This window comes from Thermoclostridium stercorarium subsp. stercorarium DSM 8532, assembly GCF_000331995.1.
Lineage (GTDB): Bacteria > Bacillota > Clostridia > DSM-8532 > DSM-8532 > Thermoclostridium > Thermoclostridium stercorarium.
In genome coordinates, this window is sequence record NC_020134.1 from 2,813,944 (window position 1) to 2,827,345 (window position 13,402).

A 13,402-nucleotide genomic window follows, 5' to 3' on the forward strand; every position below is an offset into this window, starting at 1 on the left:
TTATACCACCTCTACCTTTCCTCCTGCAGCTTCAATCTTCTGCTGAGCAGATTTTGTAAATCTTGCGGCCTGTACCGTCAGTTTCCTGGTTATTTCTCCGGATCCCAACACTACAATACCGTCGTTTTTTTCCTTGATTACTTTTTCTTTCAGCAACAGCTCTGCATTAACCACAGTTCCGTCTTCAAATCTTTCCAGGTCGGAGAGCTTAACCTCGGTGTATTTTTTCCCAAATATGTTATTGAATCCTCTCTTGGGAATCCTTCTGTAAAGAGGCATCTGTCCTCCTTCAAAACCGAGCCTTACGCCACCGCCTGAACGGGCGTTTTGTCCCTTATGACCTCTTCCGGAAGTTTTACCTCTTCCTGAGCCTATGCCTCTTCCTACCCTTTTCCCCCGTTTTTTGGGTACAGCAGGTCTTAAATCAGCCAATGTCATAGGTTTTCACCTCCCTATATTTCTTCCACTTCAACCAGGTGTTCCACTTTCTTTATCATTCCGCGTATTGCCGGATTGTCCTTTTTTATTACGGAGCTTCCTACTTTATGAAGGCCAAGAGCTTCAACGGTAGCCTTCTGATCTTTCTTAGATTCGATGGTACTCTTAACAAGCGTTATTTTCAAATCACCCATGGAAAAGCCTCCTATCCCAAGATTTCCTCAACCGTTTTTCCTCTTAACCTTGCATACTCCTCTGCGGTACGCAACTGGGAAAGTGCTTCAATGGTGGCACGAACCATATTGGTGGGATTGTTGGACCCAAGTGACTTCGTACGAATGTCGCGAATACCTGCCAGTTCAAGAACTGCACGTACAGGTCCCCCGGCGATAACACCCGTTCCTTCCTCGGCCGGTTTCAGCAATACTTTTCCTGCTCCGTATTCGCCCAGTGACTCATGCGGAATTGTTGTTCCCGACAACGGAACTCTTATCAGGTGTTTTTTCGCATCTTCAATACCCTTACGGATTGCATCGGGTATTTCGGCAGCTTTTCCTGTTCCCACGCCTACATGTCCGTTTTCATCACCAATCACAACCAGGGCACTGAAACGGAAATTGCGGCCGCCCTTAACAACCTTGGCTACACGTCTGATATTTACAACCTTTTCTTTTAAGTCTAATGTGCTAGGATCAATTCTCTGCAAGTGACTCCCCTCCTTTGTTCAAGAACTAAAATTCCAGGCCGGCTTCTCTTGCTCCGTCCGCCAGTTCCTGTACTCTTCCGTGATAGAGGTATCCGCCTCTGTCAAAAACAACTTTCTTTATTCCCTTTTCAATGGCCCTCTGGCCAATTAATTTTCCAACTTCACGAGCCGCAGCCTTGTTTCCGGTATGCTCAAGCTTTCCTCTGAGAGCTTCATCCAGCGTGGATGCGGCAACAAGCGTACGTCCGGATTCATCATCAATAATCTGCGCATAGATATGCTTTAAGCTCCTGTAAACACACAGTCTCGGCTTTTCTGCCGTTCCCTTTATTTTTTTGCGTATCCTTAAATGTTTCTTCTTCCGGACTTCGTTCTTATCCTGAAACTTAATCATATGCCACTCACTCCTTTCTGCTATTTCTTAGCCCCTGTTTTACCTTCTTTTCTGATAATTACTTCATCGACGTACTTGATACCCTTACCCTTGTATGGTTCAGGCGGTCTCTTGCTGCGAATTACCGCGGCAACCTGCCCCACCAGCTGTTTGTCTATTCCCTTGACAATTATCTGGTTCTGATCCGGTACATCGATGGTAATTCCTGCAGGTTCTTCGATTTCAACAGGGTGTGAAAAACCTAAGTTTAAAATGAGCTTTTTACCCTGCTTCTGGGCCCTGTAACCAACACCGTTGATTTCAAGCCGCTTTTCATAACCCTGAGTTACGCCAATTATCATATTGTTTATCAGTGTACGGGTAAGGCCATGCAAAGCTTTATGCTTTTTCAGGTCAGAAGGTCTTTTAACAATTACCTGGTTACCTTCCTTTTCTATTGTCATGTCAGGGTGAAAAACCTGAGTGAGTGTTCCTTTCGGACCTTTAACAGTAACTTCATGTCCGTTAACTTTTACATCTACGCCTGCTGGTATAACTACCGGCATTTTTCCTACACGGGACATTAATTTTACACCTCCGTCCTTACATTGAAGATGGAATCTCCATTAATTCCATCCTTTTCAGAACTTTTCAGTTCATATGTTCTTTTATGTTCACCGACCTGTTATCGGTTACTGCTTACCATACAAAGGCAAGCACTTCTCCTCCGACACCTGCTTTTCTCGCAGCTTTATCGGTCATTACGCCTTTTGATGTGGATATAATAGCAATTCCCAGGCCTCCAAGCACTTTTGGAAGCTCGTCCTTTCCGGCATAAACCCTGAGCCCGGGTTTTGAAATTCTCTTAATTCCTGAAATGACACTTTTCTTGTTTTCTGTATATTTCAACGTTATGCGAATGATACCCTGTTTTTTGTCGTCTATTACGGTGAATCCCTTAATGTATCCTTCCTCCAGAAGGATTTCCGCTATTCTCTTTTTCAAATTCGACGCAGGAATATCTACCGTTTCATGCTTCGAATTCGCTGCATTCCTTATTCTTGTCAGCATATCAGCAATTACGTCGGTTGCATTCATTGGTTACGACCTCCTTCCGGTACTGAACTGTTACCAACTGGCTTTTCTCACGCCGGGTATCTGACCTTTATAAGCCAGGTCCCTGAAACACAGACGGCATACCCCGAATTTCCTCATATACGCATGAGGTCTTCCGCAAATTTTGCACCTGTTATAATAACGGGTTGAAAATTTGGGCTTTAATTTTTGTTTGTGAATTAATGATTTCTTTGCCAAACCATATACCTCCCTTAACGGCTGAATGGCATTCCTAAGAGTGCCAGCAGTTCTTTCGCCTCTTCGTCAGTTTTGGCTGTAGTAACAAAAGTAATATCCATTCCGCGTATTTTTTCAACTTTGTCAATGTCTATTTCAGGAAAAATCAGCTGTTCCTTTACGCCCAGCGAGAAATTGCCGCGTCCATCAAATGAATTGGGATTTATTCCCCGGAAGTCACGAACTCTCGGGAGGGCTATATTGAACAGCTTGTCAGCAAATTCATACATTCTGTTTCCTCTGAGTGTAACTTTGCAGCCGATGTTCATCCCCTGACGGATTTTAAAGTTTGAAATGGACTTCTTTGCCTTGGTCACCACAGGCTTTTGCCCTGATATTAACGCAAGTTCGTTAACAGCAGATTCCAGAGCCTTGGGATTGTCTTTTCCATCGCCAACACCCATATTGATAACTATTTTCACAAGCTTTGGTATCTGCATCGGATTTTTATAATTAAACTTCTCTTTCAGTGCCGGAGCAACCTCTTCCCTGTATTTGTCCAGTAATCTTGGCATTATCGGTTAACCTCCCTTCAAATTAGTCCCCGCTTTTCTTCAGAATATCGATAATCTCACCGCATTTCTTGCAAACACGGGCTTTCGAACCGTCTTCCAGAATCTTCTTTCCTACCTTTGTGGGAGCACCGCATTTGCTGCAAACCAGCATTACCTTAGCCGCGTATATCGGTGCTTCTCTGTGAATAATGCCACCCTGCTGGAGTTCGCTTCTCGGCTTAACATGTTTTGCCACCATGTTAACTCCTTCCACAATAACCATCTGCTTGGATGGCAGTACTCTCAATACCTTTCCCTTTTTGCCCCTGTCTTTTCCGTTAAGTATATAAACGGTATCACCTTTTTTTACATGAACTTTGTTTTTCAATTCACGTGCCTCCCCTCTCTCCGGTTTTTGCACTTTAACCTGTTCCTGTTTGCCCATTACGGTAAAACATCACAAAAACCGTTTTCTTTTTGTTTGCTTATATAACTTCGGGCGCTAAAGAAATAATTTTCATGAAATCCTTTTCCCTCAGTTCTCTGGCAACAGGTCCGAAAATACGTGTTCCTCTCGGACTTCCGTCATCCCTGAGAATAACTGCGGCATTTTCGTCAAATCTGATATATGAACCGTCGCTGCGTCTTACTCCCTTTACAGAACGGACCACAACAGCCCTAACAACTTCACCTTTCTTTACAACACCGCCGGGCGTTGCATCTTTAACAGAACAAACAATTACATCCCCTATATTTGCATATTTTCTCTTAGAGCCACCGAGTACCTTTATACACATAAGTTCTTTTGCTCCCGTATTATCGGCTGCCCTAAGTATTGTCTGCATCTGAATCATTTCAGGCACCTCCCTAAACCGATATTCAGCTTCCTTTTGCTGCACAGTCAATCTGAATTCGAACAAAATTTCCGATACTCATCAACAATACACTTATTTTGCTCTTTCAATTATTTCAACCAGGCGCCATCTTTTTTCCTTTGACAACGGTCTGGTTTCCATAACGCGCACTATATCGCCAACCCTGCAGATATTATTCTCATCATGAGCTTTCAGCTTAAGAGTTCTCTTCATCGTCTTTTTGTAAAGTGGGTGTCTTACGATGTTTTCTACGGCAACAACAATGGTTTTATCCATTTTATCGCTGACCACTCTGCCAACGCGGGTCTTTCTCAAATTTCTCTGAGCCATGCGGAACAAACCTCCTTCCGGTCATTAACGCTTAATTCCCAGTTCCTTTTCCCGTATAACGGTCTTCACACGGGCTATGTCCCTTTTAACGCTTTTCAGTTTCATCGGGTTATCCAATTGATTTGTTGCATGCTGAAAGCGCAATTTAAACAGTTCATTCTTTAATTCCTGTAATTCCTGCTGTAATTCAGCAATACTTTTTTCTCTCAGTTCACTTGCTTTCATTTGCTCCACCTACCTCTTCCCGTGCTACTACCTTGCATTTGATCGGCAATTTATGTGATGCAAGACGCAATGCTTCTCTGGCTTCTTCTTCCGGAATTCCTGCTATTTCAAACATAATGCGTCCCGGCTTTACAACCGCCACCCAGTATTCCGGTGCACCTTTACCGCTACCCATACGGGTTTCAGCCGGTTTTTTGGTTACAGGCTTATCAGGGAAAATTTTAATCCAAATCTTTCCGCCTCTTCTTACAAAACGGGAAATTGCGATACGCGCTGCCTCAATCTGGTTGCTGGTAACCCAGCCGGGTTCCAAAGCCTGAAGTCCATATTCACCGTATGCAATCACGTTACCACGTGTTGCCTTTCCCTTCATTCTTCCCCTCTGTACACGTCTGTATTTAACTCTTTTCGGCATTAACATTATCTGTCTCCCCCTTCCTTTTTGTCCTTTTTAGCGGGAAGCACTTCACCTTTGTATATCCAAACCTTAACACCGAGCTTGCCATATGTGGTATCTGCTTCTGCAAAACCGTAATCTATATCGGCTCTCAGTGTCTGAAGAGGAATTGTCCCTTCATGATAATGTTCTGTTCTTGCTATTTCCGCACCTGCAATACGCCCTGATACCGCAGTCTTTATTCCTTTCGCTCCGGCTTTCATGGCTCTCGACATTGCCTGTTTCATTGCACGGCGGAATGAAATTCTGCGTTCAAGCTGGCTGGCAATGGTTTCCGCAACTAACTGGGCATTCAGTTCCGGAACCTTTATTTCTGTAATGTTAATCAACACACTCTTTCCTGTGAGTTTTTCTATTTCCTTCCGGAGCTGCTCAATTCCCGTACCGCCTTTTCCAATCACAAGACCGGGTTTTGCGGTATGAATGTTCAGTTTTATTTTATTTGCGGCACGCTCAATTTCAATCCTTGCAATACCTGCAATATACAGCTTCTTCTTTATATACTTTCTGATGTTGTAGTCTTCGATCAGAAAATTGGCAAAATCCTTTTTCTCCGCGTACCATTTCGTGTCCCAGTCTTTAATAATTCCGATTCTAAGTCCGTGCGGATTAACTTTCTGGCCCATTAGAAAACCTCCTTATTTATGCCATTTCTCTCAACACCACAGTAATATGGCTGGTTCTTTTGTTTATCCTGTAAGCACGCCCGTGTGCCCTCGGTCTGATTCTCTTCATAGTCGGTCCCTGGGTTGCATAAATTTCGGCCACATATAAATTGTCGCGGTTCAGACCGTTGTTGTTCACGGCATTAGCTTCTGCAGATTTCAGCAGTTTTTCCAGGATTCCTGCCGCTCTCTTCGGTGTATATCTTAAAATGGCATAAGCCTCATCAAGTTTCTTGTTACGTATCAAATCAATAACCAATTTTGCTTTTCTGGACGACACCCTGACATTTCTCAATACGGCTCTGCCTTCATCCTTTCCAATGCCCAGAATTTTCTTCTCTTTTTTCGTGAGTATTGGAAGCTTTTCAGATTTTCTGCGTGCCTGCCGGTATTGAGCCAATATTTCGTCCTTTTTTTCCAGAAGTTCGTCCCTGGACATAACCTTTCTACCCACGTCGATTCCTCCTTTTGGCTTTGTACCGATATTTTACGTGGCTTCAAACCAGAACCCCGCTTAGGCTTCTGCATTTGTTGCTGTCAGTTTGACTTCAAAATTTATTTCAGTTTGCTGCTTTTTTCGTCCTTACCGTGACCCCTGAAGGTACGGGTGGGTGCAAACTCGCCTAATTTATGGCCAACCATATCTTCAGTTATATATATGGGAACATGTTTCCTTCCATCATGAACGGCAATGGTGTGCCCAACCATCTGAGGGAATATGGTAGACGCTCTTGACCAGGTTTTTATAACCTTCTTCTCACCTTTCGCATTCATTTCCTCAATCTTCTTCAGCAGACTTTCGCTAACAAAAGGTCCTTTTTTTAATGATCTACCCACAGAACAAACCTCCTCCCGATACCTTAAATGGCATTACGTCTCTTAATAATGAACTTGTCACTCAGTTTTCTCTTCTTCCTTGTCTTGTAACCCAATGTAGGCTTACCCCAAGGAGTAACAGGACTTGGCATACCAATGGGAGATTTTCCTTCTCCACCGCCATGAGGATGGTCATTCGGGTTCATAGCAGAACCGCGGACATGCGGTCTTCTGCCCAACCAGCGGCTTCTTCCCGCTTTACCTATGCTTACGTTTTCATGATCCACATTTCCAACCTGTCCAATGGTTGCCTTGCAATTCAAGCTAATCATGCGAACTTCACCGGAAGGAAGCCTTACCTGAGCATAGTTTCCCTCTTTTGCCATCAGCTGGGCCATATTGCCGGCCGCACGAACAAGCTGCCCGCCTTTTCCGGGTTTCAGTTCTATATTGTGAATAATCGAACCTATCGGAATATTTCTCAGCGGGAGTGCGTTTCCTACGCGTATGTCGACATTTTCTCCCGACATAACGGTATCACCGACTTTAAGACCAAGCGGGGCAAGAATGTACCGCTTTTCTCCGTCTGCATAGTGCAGAAGAGCTATATGCGCCGAACGGTTAGGATCGTATTCAATGGCTGCAACCTTTGCCGGTATATTGTCCTTATCCCTCTTGAAATCTATAAGTCTGTAATGTCTTTTCGCTCCGCCGCCACGGAACCTTACGGTTATTTTTCCGTAGGAATTTCGTCCGCCGGTTTTCTTAACAGGAACCAGCAAGGATTTTTCCGGTTCATGCTTTGTAATTTCCTCAAAGGTAGACACAGTCATATTTCTTCTTCCAGGAGAAGTTGGTCTGTATTTTTTTATTGGCATTACATTCACTCCTTTACGTTAATTGCATCTATCCGTTAGCAGGCCGACTGTATAACCTATTCAACCGAATAGCTGCAGCAATCTGCCTTCTTTACCGCGATTGCCCGTTATGAATTTAGTATTATTGCGCTCCACCGAATTCCTCAATTTCGGTCTTATATTTCTTAGCCACCGTTACAGGTTTGCCTTCCTTGTCAAGATAAGTTACAGGTTGAGGATTGGTATCGATTTTAACAATGGCTTTTTTCCATTTGGATGTTCTTCCCACATGCACACCCAGTCTTTTTTCTTTTCCTTTATAGTTAACGGTATTCACCGATAAAACCTTGACATTGAAAAGCTTTTCAACAGCATGCTTGATTTCTGTTTTTGTTGCTTTCGGATCCACAATAAAGGTGTATTTGCCCTGGGCCATGTTTTCATAGCTCTTTTCGGTTATATACGGACGGATAATAATATCCTCAGCAAGCTTCATTATGCGTACACCTCCTCAACCTTGGCAACAGCTGCCTTGGTGATAATGAACTTCTTGTATTTCAGTATATCGTAGGTGTTAATTGTATTTACAAGAGCTGTCTTTACATCGGGTATGTTCCTGGCTGATTTGATGACCTTTTCATCAACTTCAGGGAGCACCACCAATGCTGATTCATCGGCAACTTTCAGATTCTTCAAAATTTTTACAAATTCCTTTGTCTTGATTTCATCCATTACCAGTTCATCAAGAACTATAATGTTGTTGTCCAGTACCTTTGTGGTCAGTGCACTTTTCAGTGCAAGCCTCTTCAGTTTCTTGGGAATTGTGTAACGATAACTTCTCGGTTTCGGAGCAAAAGCCACACCGCCGCCTTTCCACTGAACGGCACGGATACTACCCTGACGGGCACGACCTGTACCTTTCTGCCTCCACGGCTTTCTGCCACCGCCCCGTACTTCACTTCTGGTCTTGGCTGATTGCGTTCCCTGACGTGTGTTGGCCAGATGGTTGACTACCGCGGTATGCATGGCATCCGTGTTTACTTCTACACCAAATATATCATCGCTGAGGTATATATCCCCTACGACTTCGCCTTTGATATTGTATACATCCACTTTTGGCATTTCAGGTCCTCCTTCCATCTCGTAAGTGCTTTACACCTTGACCGAATCCTTGATCATTAAGAGCCCGCCTTTAACACCGGGTACCGCTCCCTTAACGAGCAGCAGGCCTCTTTCAGCATCAACACGGACAACAGTCAGGTTCTGTACAGTAACTTTTTCATTTCCCATATGCCCCGGCATCTTTTTGCCCTTGAAAACACGTGCGGGATCGGTATTAGCACCCATCGAACCAACGCCTCTGTGATAACCCGAACCGTGTGACATGGGTCCGCGGCTCGCTCCAAAGCGCTTAATCGTACCCTGGAAACCTTTACCTTTCGAAATACCGGTTACATCCACTCTGTCGCCTTCACTGAACATATCCTGTACTTTTATTTCCTGTCCGACTTCATAGTTATCAACATTCTCAATGCGGAACTCTCTCAAATACTTTTTCGGGCTCACTCCGGCCTTGTCAAACTGGCCCTTTGTCGGTTTATTTACCTTCTTTTCGCTTACATCCTCAAATCCTACCTTCAGCGCATTATACCCGTCAGTTTCCACAGTTTTCTTCTGAATCACCGTTACGGGTCCTGCCTTTATAACCGTTACGGGAATCAATGTCCCATCTTCGGCGAAGATTTGAGTCATACCAATCTTTTTACCCAGCATACATTTCTTCATTTTTACATTTCCCTCCTGTCATTGGTTCGAATAAATCGAACATAACATTACTGTCGATTTACAGCTTGATCTCAATATCCACCCCTGCCGGTAAATCCAACCTCATTAACGCATCAACGGTCTTCGGTGTGGGAACAAGGATGTCTATCAGTCTCTTATGAGTTCTTATTTCGAACTGCTCACGCGAATCCTTATACTTGTGAGGAGCGCGCAAAATTGTAATAACTTCTCTCTTAGTTGGCAGCGGCACAGGACCCGAAACTTTTGCACCAGTCCTCTTTGCTGTTTCAACTATTTTTTCAGCCGATTGATCAAGCAATTGATGATCAAAAGCCTTTAACCTAATACGAATTTTCTGATTGCTCGCCATACATATGCCTCCTAATCCTTGCTTTAAACAAAGGTTTTGTAAAACAGCTCCTTTTGTGGTATCGCAACAAGTTTTTCGCTGTACACTCTGCCGGGTGTGTCGCATCCTTAAATATATAAAACCCAGGACATGACAAGTTGACCCCAACTTGTAAACCTAGGCTCAGTAACAAACATACTTCACGCATGTACATGAATACATGCATGAACGCAAGATGTACAGTGACTTGTCGCCCGGTTTCTACGAATCGGACATTCTCCGTTGAAGTTCCCCGGAATTCCGGCAATCTCCAACTTCATCGTATGCCATGTCACAACAGGCAACATTATACTATAGTTTTTTGGGCATGACAAGTATTTTTCATAAATTTTTTACTTAAAATTCTACGTTAAATTTTTAATTATTCCCCGTCCAGATAACACCACATTATAAGTGCGTCTTCATGGGTGTCGCTGTAATAGTTTTTCCTCAGCCCTTCAACCTTGAAGCCGAACTTCTTATACATCGATATTGCGGCAATGTTGCTTTTTCTTACCTCCAGCGTCAGTGCCCGCAGTTTACTGCTCCTGGCCGATTCAATAATCTTTTCCATCAGCCTTGTTCCAATTTTCATCCTTCGATACGACGGATCCACCGCTATGTTTGTAATATGGCCTTCGTCCAATATAATCCAAAACCCGGTATACCCCACTATTCTGCCCGAAATCTCAGCGACAAAATAACGGGCACGGGGATTTTCCAGTTCATCAAAAAACATCAGCCTGGACCACGGACTTGTAAATGAGCGTTTTTCAACGGCAAGCACTCTGTCTATGTCTTCAAGTCTCATCGGTCTGATAGTCAGCTCATTTTCCATTGGAGTTACTCCCCGATAACAGTTCTTTCATCCTTTCAGCCTGTGATTTTCTGAGGTAATTCGGGACCACATGAAATGCATCGGTAACCTTTCCGTCTTTCTGCATTAACCAGGCAAGATACGCCACTGCTGCAGCCCGATGCGTAAAAATGTTATCGGGTGCAAACCTTGCCTTTATACCCTGATCAAGTATATAGTCCTCGTATAACGAAACGGCATCACCAACAAAATGTATCGGCATATCATACGCCCTAAGTTTAGATACAAGTTCCTCAATGGCTATCCCTGTATCCTCCATCAGAACCGATACCGATTCGTTGTCTATTTTATAAAGCCCGGTGTAAACCTGGCGGTTCCGCGCGTCCATTACAGGGCATACCAGCCCGTCGGGGGCACTTACGGTATATGCCAGAGCCATAAGGGTTGAAACCTCCACAACGGGCAAATTCAGCGCGTAAGCCATTGCTTTTATCGTAACCACACCTATTCTCAGCCCGGTAAAAGAACCGGGGCCGTTTGCAACCGCCAGCATATCCAGGTCTTCCGGCTTATAATCAAGTATTTCAAGCAACTGGTGGATCATCGGAATAACTTTCTGCGAATGGGTTTTTCCGTTCCTGATGGTTATTTCGCCCGTAAGGTAGCCATCCTTTACCACTGCCACCGACGCTGCCTGTGCCGACGTATCCAAAGCAAGTATAATCATTCGCTTTCAAGCCCCTTTACAGTAATCCTTCGCTTGTCCGCACCGTCTTCTGTCCGTTCGAAATGTATCCATATCGCCCGCGGCGGGATCAGGTTTTTTATCAAATCCGCCCACTCAATTACACAAATATCATTTTCGTACAGGTATTCATTAAAACCTATCTCAAACATCTCTTCCTCGTCGGATATACGGTACACGTCAAAATGGTGCAGACTGACATCACGGCCTTTATAGCTTTGCACCAGAGTGAACGTGGGACTTGTAACATATTCGGCAACGCCAAGACCACGGGCAAGGCCTTTGACAAACGCGGTCTTGCCCGTTCCCAAATCCCCGGTCAAAGCAATAATGTCGCCTTTTTTCAGTTTTGCCGCTATTTTCTCTCCAAACCTGACGGTATCGGCTTCACTTTCCGAAATCACCGTAAACATCGCTATCTCCATTCCATGGTTCACTGTTTACATCAATACCTTTACTGTCCCCCGGTATTGCAAATTCATACAGGTACTTTACAGTTCCTGTCATTCCTGTCTGCCGCTCAGCCACGGCAGGATTTTTTCAATGGTATATTCCTTTGCCTCTTCATCGGTAAGTATTTTTGCCCACTGAACCCTTTTATCGGGCCGGGCCCCGGGCCCGTAGCTGTTATACTCGGCATAAAAAACGGTGGATTCGCTTTCAGGTTTATCCCAGTTATGCCAGCCTTCACTTTTAATATGATCATCCATATAGCAATTTATAAAAACGGTTCTCGCAAAATTCCTCCACGGTCTGCCGAGATACACGGTGGACGGTTTGCATTTGCCCAGAAGCCTGCAGTTAATAAAAACATAACCGTATTTCACGCCTTCAGGCGTGGACGCGGCCGTAATATATCCGTTTACGCCGCCTTCTGGTTCACCCCTGTCCAGCGACACAATAGTACAGTTCTTGAAAACCGCTGTTGCCGAGCCGAATATAAAATCCACATCGCCTTCAATATAGCAGTTTTCATAATAGTGACTCTGCATTTTTCTTTCTCTGTGCTCACCCGGCCCTTTAAATCCGTTTTTTATAATAGGCGCCGGGGGCAGCGGTGCTGTGAAGAGAGTATCCTGATGCCCCAAAAAACGGCAGTTCCGGAACACTGCACGGTCGGCATCCACGTAAGCTGCAAGGGCTTGTCCCTTTATTGTACCCGATCCTGCCGCGTTTTCAATAGTCAGGTTGCGCGCTTCAAATCCGTCGCCAGTAATAAGAACGGTATATGAATTAAACGTACCGTATTCTTCGCCGTTTTCAAACCTCTTCCTTGCATAGTCGTCGTAAGTAATCACCGTTGATTCGGCGTCTTCCCCAATCAGTGTGACATTGGGCCTGCTTATGTGAAGTTTCTCCCTGTATATTCCTTTCTTAATATGAATTACAACTCTTTCGCCGCTGTCTTTCATATTTTCCAGTGCCTGCAAGGCCTGTCCCAGCGAAAGATAATCTCCGCTTCCGTCCGCTGCGACGATCATGTTTCCTGCCCCTTTCGTTTCTGAATGGTATTAAATCTATATTTGAGTATATTTAATATAAACGCATTTTACAATTATCTTTTTTACAAAACAAAAAAACGTAACTATTTCCTTATTATATTACCCGATTCGTCCTTTACCAGCCCGAACAGTTTTATCATGAACGGAGGAACGGGAATGCCCAGGATAATGAGATTTTGGATTATGCTCAAGCCTTCGGTGCCGATAAGGTATATATAAACCGCCATCGTAATGGAGTTTTCTATTTTGATGTCAAATCCCGTGTTCTCTGTCAAATATTTAATCAAAAATTCAACCAGGATTGTGACAAGTATAAGTATCAGGTACGACAGCTTTTTTAAAGCGCCCCTGATTCCCTTTTTATAATTAAACCCGTTGTTTTTAACCAGCCCGCAGATAATGCCCGTTATATAATCCAGAACCATAAACGCCGCCAGTATTACAAAAACCTCATGCATCGAATTGGAAACATAGGCGATTACCATAACCAGGGAACCAAGAAAGGTTTTTGTTTCCAACGCCTGCATAAGCCTGTACATAAAATCCCCTCTTTTCAGTTAAGGTTAATTTATTATA

27 protein-coding genes are annotated in these 13,402 nt (G+C 44.0%); all 27 read right to left on the bottom strand.

The annotated features are described in order from the left end of the window. On the bottom strand, nt 1-438 hold the full coding sequence (rplO, locus tag CST_RS12280; RefSeq protein WP_015360252.1) for a 50S ribosomal protein L15: 438 nt from the start codon (nt 436-438) through the stop codon (nt 1-3). Between the two features lie 14 nt (nt 439-452). Continuing rightward, complete coding sequence (rpmD, locus tag CST_RS12285) at nt 453-632, bottom strand: 50S ribosomal protein L30 (RefSeq protein ID WP_015360253.1); 180 nt, start codon at nt 630-632, stop codon at nt 453-455. Nucleotides 633-643: 11 nt separating this feature from the next. Next, nucleotides 644-1,144: a 30S ribosomal protein S5 gene (gene rpsE, locus CST_RS12290; protein ID WP_015360254.1), complete on the bottom strand. Its 501-nt coding sequence runs from the start codon at nt 1,142-1,144 to the stop codon at nt 644-646. Nucleotides 1,145-1,169: 25 nt separating this feature from the next. Further along, nucleotides 1,170-1,538, bottom strand: coding sequence for a 50S ribosomal protein L18 (rplR, locus tag CST_RS12295; RefSeq protein ID WP_015360255.1), 369 nt, complete (start codon nt 1,536-1,538; stop codon nt 1,170-1,172). 20 nt (nt 1,539-1,558) lie between these two features. Then, complete coding sequence (gene rplF, locus CST_RS12300; protein ID WP_015360256.1) at nt 1,559-2,101, bottom strand: 50S ribosomal protein L6; 543 nt, start codon at nt 2,099-2,101, stop codon at nt 1,559-1,561. 115 nt (nt 2,102-2,216) lie between these two features. Further along, on the bottom strand, nt 2,217-2,615 hold the full coding sequence (gene rpsH / locus CST_RS12305; RefSeq protein WP_015360257.1) for a 30S ribosomal protein S8: 399 nt from the start codon (nt 2,613-2,615) through the stop codon (nt 2,217-2,219). Between the two features lie 30 nt (nt 2,616-2,645). Further along, entirely contained in the window at nt 2,646-2,831 is a 186-nt protein-coding gene (locus tag CST_RS12310; protein WP_015360258.1) for a type Z 30S ribosomal protein S14, read from the bottom strand. Nucleotides 2,832-2,845: 14 nt separating this feature from the next. Continuing rightward, nucleotides 2,846-3,385: a 50S ribosomal protein L5 gene (gene rplE / locus CST_RS12315; RefSeq protein ID WP_015360259.1), complete on the bottom strand. Its 540-nt coding sequence runs from the start codon at nt 3,383-3,385 to the stop codon at nt 2,846-2,848. A gap of 22 nt (nt 3,386-3,407) precedes the next feature. Then, nucleotides 3,408-3,752, bottom strand: coding sequence for a 50S ribosomal protein L24 (gene rplX, locus CST_RS12320; RefSeq protein WP_015485167.1), 345 nt, complete (start codon nt 3,750-3,752; stop codon nt 3,408-3,410). 97 nt (nt 3,753-3,849) lie between these two features. Then, on the bottom strand, nt 3,850-4,218 hold the full coding sequence (gene rplN, locus CST_RS12325) for a 50S ribosomal protein L14 (protein WP_015360261.1): 369 nt from the start codon (nt 4,216-4,218) through the stop codon (nt 3,850-3,852). Nucleotides 4,219-4,311: 93 nt separating this feature from the next. Further along, a complete protein-coding gene (rpsQ, locus tag CST_RS12330) occupies nt 4,312-4,569 on the bottom strand; it encodes a 30S ribosomal protein S17 (RefSeq protein ID WP_015360262.1) in 258 nt (85 codons plus the stop codon). Between the two features lie 24 nt (nt 4,570-4,593). Continuing rightward, nucleotides 4,594-4,794, bottom strand: coding sequence for a 50S ribosomal protein L29 (gene rpmC, locus CST_RS12335; protein WP_015360263.1), 201 nt, complete (start codon nt 4,792-4,794; stop codon nt 4,594-4,596). Next, nucleotides 4,781-5,215 (bottom strand): 50S ribosomal protein L16, encoded by a 435-nt coding sequence (gene rplP / locus CST_RS12340; protein WP_015360264.1) that lies wholly within the window; start codon nt 5,213-5,215, stop codon nt 4,781-4,783. Before rplP ends, rpmC begins: the two co-directional genes overlap by 14 nt. Further along, nucleotides 5,215-5,877, bottom strand: a complete 663-nt coding sequence (gene rpsC, locus CST_RS12345) for a 30S ribosomal protein S3 (protein WP_015360265.1) — start codon at nt 5,875-5,877, stop codon at nt 5,215-5,217. The genes rplP and rpsC overlap by 1 nt, the downstream gene beginning before the upstream one ends. A gap of 16 nt (nt 5,878-5,893) precedes the next feature. After that, nucleotides 5,894-6,370 carry a 50S ribosomal protein L22 gene (gene rplV, locus CST_RS12350; protein WP_015485168.1) on the bottom strand — a complete coding sequence of 159 codons (477 nt, stop codon included), beginning with the start codon at nt 6,368-6,370 and terminating at the stop codon, nt 5,894-5,896. Nucleotides 6,371-6,471: 101 nt separating this feature from the next. Beyond that, entirely contained in the window at nt 6,472-6,753 is a 282-nt protein-coding gene (gene rpsS / locus CST_RS12355) for a 30S ribosomal protein S19 (protein WP_015360267.1), read from the bottom strand. Between the two features lie 23 nt (nt 6,754-6,776). Then, the gene (gene rplB, locus CST_RS12360) at nt 6,777-7,610 is read right to left on the bottom strand and encodes a 50S ribosomal protein L2 (protein WP_015360268.1); all 834 of its coding nucleotides are present in this window, start codon (nt 7,608-7,610) and stop codon (nt 6,777-6,779) included. A 121-nt stretch (nt 7,611-7,731) separates the two neighbouring features. Further along, entirely contained in the window at nt 7,732-8,085 is a 354-nt protein-coding gene (gene rplW / locus CST_RS12365; protein ID WP_015360269.1) for a 50S ribosomal protein L23, read from the bottom strand. Then, nucleotides 8,085-8,711: a 50S ribosomal protein L4 gene (rplD, locus tag CST_RS12370; protein WP_015360270.1), complete on the bottom strand. Its 627-nt coding sequence runs from the start codon at nt 8,709-8,711 to the stop codon at nt 8,085-8,087. The genes rplW and rplD overlap by 1 nt, the downstream gene beginning before the upstream one ends. A 30-nt stretch (nt 8,712-8,741) precedes the next feature. Then, a complete protein-coding gene (gene rplC, locus CST_RS12375; protein ID WP_015360271.1) occupies nt 8,742-9,374 on the bottom strand; it encodes a 50S ribosomal protein L3 in 633 nt (210 codons plus the stop codon). Nucleotides 9,375-9,432: 58 nt separating this feature from the next. Beyond that, nucleotides 9,433-9,744 carry a 30S ribosomal protein S10 gene (rpsJ, locus tag CST_RS12380; protein ID WP_015360272.1) on the bottom strand — a complete coding sequence of 104 codons (312 nt, stop codon included), beginning with the start codon at nt 9,742-9,744 and terminating at the stop codon, nt 9,433-9,435. Nucleotides 9,745-10,144: 400 nt separating this feature from the next. Then, complete coding sequence (rimI, locus tag CST_RS12385; RefSeq protein ID WP_015360273.1) at nt 10,145-10,600, bottom strand: ribosomal protein S18-alanine N-acetyltransferase; 456 nt, start codon at nt 10,598-10,600, stop codon at nt 10,145-10,147. Then, entirely contained in the window at nt 10,590-11,306 is a 717-nt protein-coding gene (gene tsaB / locus CST_RS12390; protein ID WP_015360274.1) for a tRNA (adenosine(37)-N6)-threonylcarbamoyltransferase complex dimerization subunit type 1 TsaB, read from the bottom strand. The genes rimI and tsaB overlap by 11 nt, the downstream gene beginning before the upstream one ends. Further along, complete coding sequence (gene tsaE, locus CST_RS12395) at nt 11,303-11,737, bottom strand: tRNA (adenosine(37)-N6)-threonylcarbamoyltransferase complex ATPase subunit type 1 TsaE (RefSeq protein ID WP_015485169.1); 435 nt, start codon at nt 11,735-11,737, stop codon at nt 11,303-11,305. Before tsaE ends, tsaB begins: the two co-directional genes overlap by 4 nt. Beyond that, nucleotides 11,712-11,852, bottom strand: a complete 141-nt coding sequence (locus CST_RS13595; protein WP_169316007.1) for a hypothetical protein — start codon at nt 11,850-11,852, stop codon at nt 11,712-11,714. Before CST_RS13595 ends, tsaE begins: the two co-directional genes overlap by 26 nt. Beyond that, nucleotides 11,828-12,805 carry a pectinesterase family protein gene (locus CST_RS12400; RefSeq protein WP_015360276.1) on the bottom strand — a complete coding sequence of 326 codons (978 nt, stop codon included), beginning with the start codon at nt 12,803-12,805 and terminating at the stop codon, nt 11,828-11,830. The genes CST_RS13595 and CST_RS12400 overlap by 25 nt, the downstream gene beginning before the upstream one ends. Nucleotides 12,806-12,909: 104 nt before the next feature. Continuing rightward, nucleotides 12,910-13,365, bottom strand: coding sequence for a phage holin family protein (locus CST_RS12405; RefSeq protein WP_015360277.1), 456 nt, complete (start codon nt 13,363-13,365; stop codon nt 12,910-12,912). Nucleotides 13,366-13,402 lie beyond the last annotated feature (37 nt).

Bases quoted from the DNA above. Each gene is read 5' to 3' on its own strand.
- rplF (WP_015360256.1), bottom strand. From the start codon at position 2,101: ATGTCCCGTGTAGGAAAAATGCCGGTAGTTATACCAGCAGGCGTAGAT.
- rpmC (WP_015360263.1), bottom strand. From the start codon at position 4,794: ATGAAAGCAAGTGAACTGAGAGAAAAAAGTATTGCTGAATTACAGCAG.
- rpsJ (WP_015360272.1), bottom strand. From the start codon at position 9,744: ATGGCGAGCAATCAGAAAATTCGTATTAGGTTAAAGGCTTTTGATCAT.
- rplB (WP_015360268.1), bottom strand. From the start codon at position 7,610: ATGCCAATAAAAAAATACAGACCAACTTCTCCTGGAAGAAGAAATATG.
- CST_RS12400 (WP_015360276.1), bottom strand. From the start codon at position 12,805: ATGATCGTCGCAGCGGACGGAAGCGGAGATTATCTTTCGCTGGGACAG.
- CST_RS12405 (WP_015360277.1), bottom strand. From the start codon at position 13,365: ATGTACAGGCTTATGCAGGCGTTGGAAACAAAAACCTTTCTTGGTTCC.
- rplN (WP_015360261.1), bottom strand. From the start codon at position 4,218: ATGATTCAGATGCAGACAATACTTAGGGCAGCCGATAATACGGGAGCA.
- rpsC (WP_015360265.1), bottom strand. From the start codon at position 5,877: ATGGGCCAGAAAGTTAATCCGCACGGACTTAGAATCGGAATTATTAAA.
- rplP (WP_015360264.1), bottom strand. From the start codon at position 5,215: ATGTTAATGCCGAAAAGAGTTAAATACAGACGTGTACAGAGGGGAAGA.
- rplO (WP_015360252.1), bottom strand. From the start codon at position 438: ATGACATTGGCTGATTTAAGACCTGCTGTACCCAAAAAACGGGGGAAA.
- tsaB (WP_015360274.1), bottom strand. From the start codon at position 11,306: ATGATTATACTTGCTTTGGATACGTCGGCACAGGCAGCGTCGGTGGCA.
- rplC (WP_015360271.1), bottom strand. From the start codon at position 9,374: ATGAAGAAATGTATGCTGGGTAAAAAGATTGGTATGACTCAAATCTTC.
- rplR (WP_015360255.1), bottom strand. From the start codon at position 1,538: ATGATTAAGTTTCAGGATAAGAACGAAGTCCGGAAGAAGAAACATTTA.
- tsaE (WP_015485169.1), bottom strand. From the start codon at position 11,737: ATGTTTACGGTGATTTCGGAAAGTGAAGCCGATACCGTCAGGTTTGGA.
- rplE (WP_015360259.1), bottom strand. From the start codon at position 3,385: ATGCCAAGATTACTGGACAAATACAGGGAAGAGGTTGCTCCGGCACTG.
- rpsQ (WP_015360262.1), bottom strand. From the start codon at position 4,569: ATGGCTCAGAGAAATTTGAGAAAGACCCGCGTTGGCAGAGTGGTCAGC.
- rplW (WP_015360269.1), bottom strand. From the start codon at position 8,085: ATGAAGCTTGCTGAGGATATTATTATCCGTCCGTATATAACCGAAAAG.
- rpmD (WP_015360253.1), bottom strand. From the start codon at position 632: ATGGGTGATTTGAAAATAACGCTTGTTAAGAGTACCATCGAATCTAAG.
- rimI (WP_015360273.1), bottom strand. From the start codon at position 10,600: ATGGAAAATGAGCTGACTATCAGACCGATGAGACTTGAAGACATAGAC.
- rplD (WP_015360270.1), bottom strand. From the start codon at position 8,711: ATGCCAAAAGTGGATGTATACAATATCAAAGGCGAAGTCGTAGGGGAT.
- rpsH (WP_015360257.1), bottom strand. From the start codon at position 2,615: ATGAATGCAACCGACGTAATTGCTGATATGCTGACAAGAATAAGGAAT.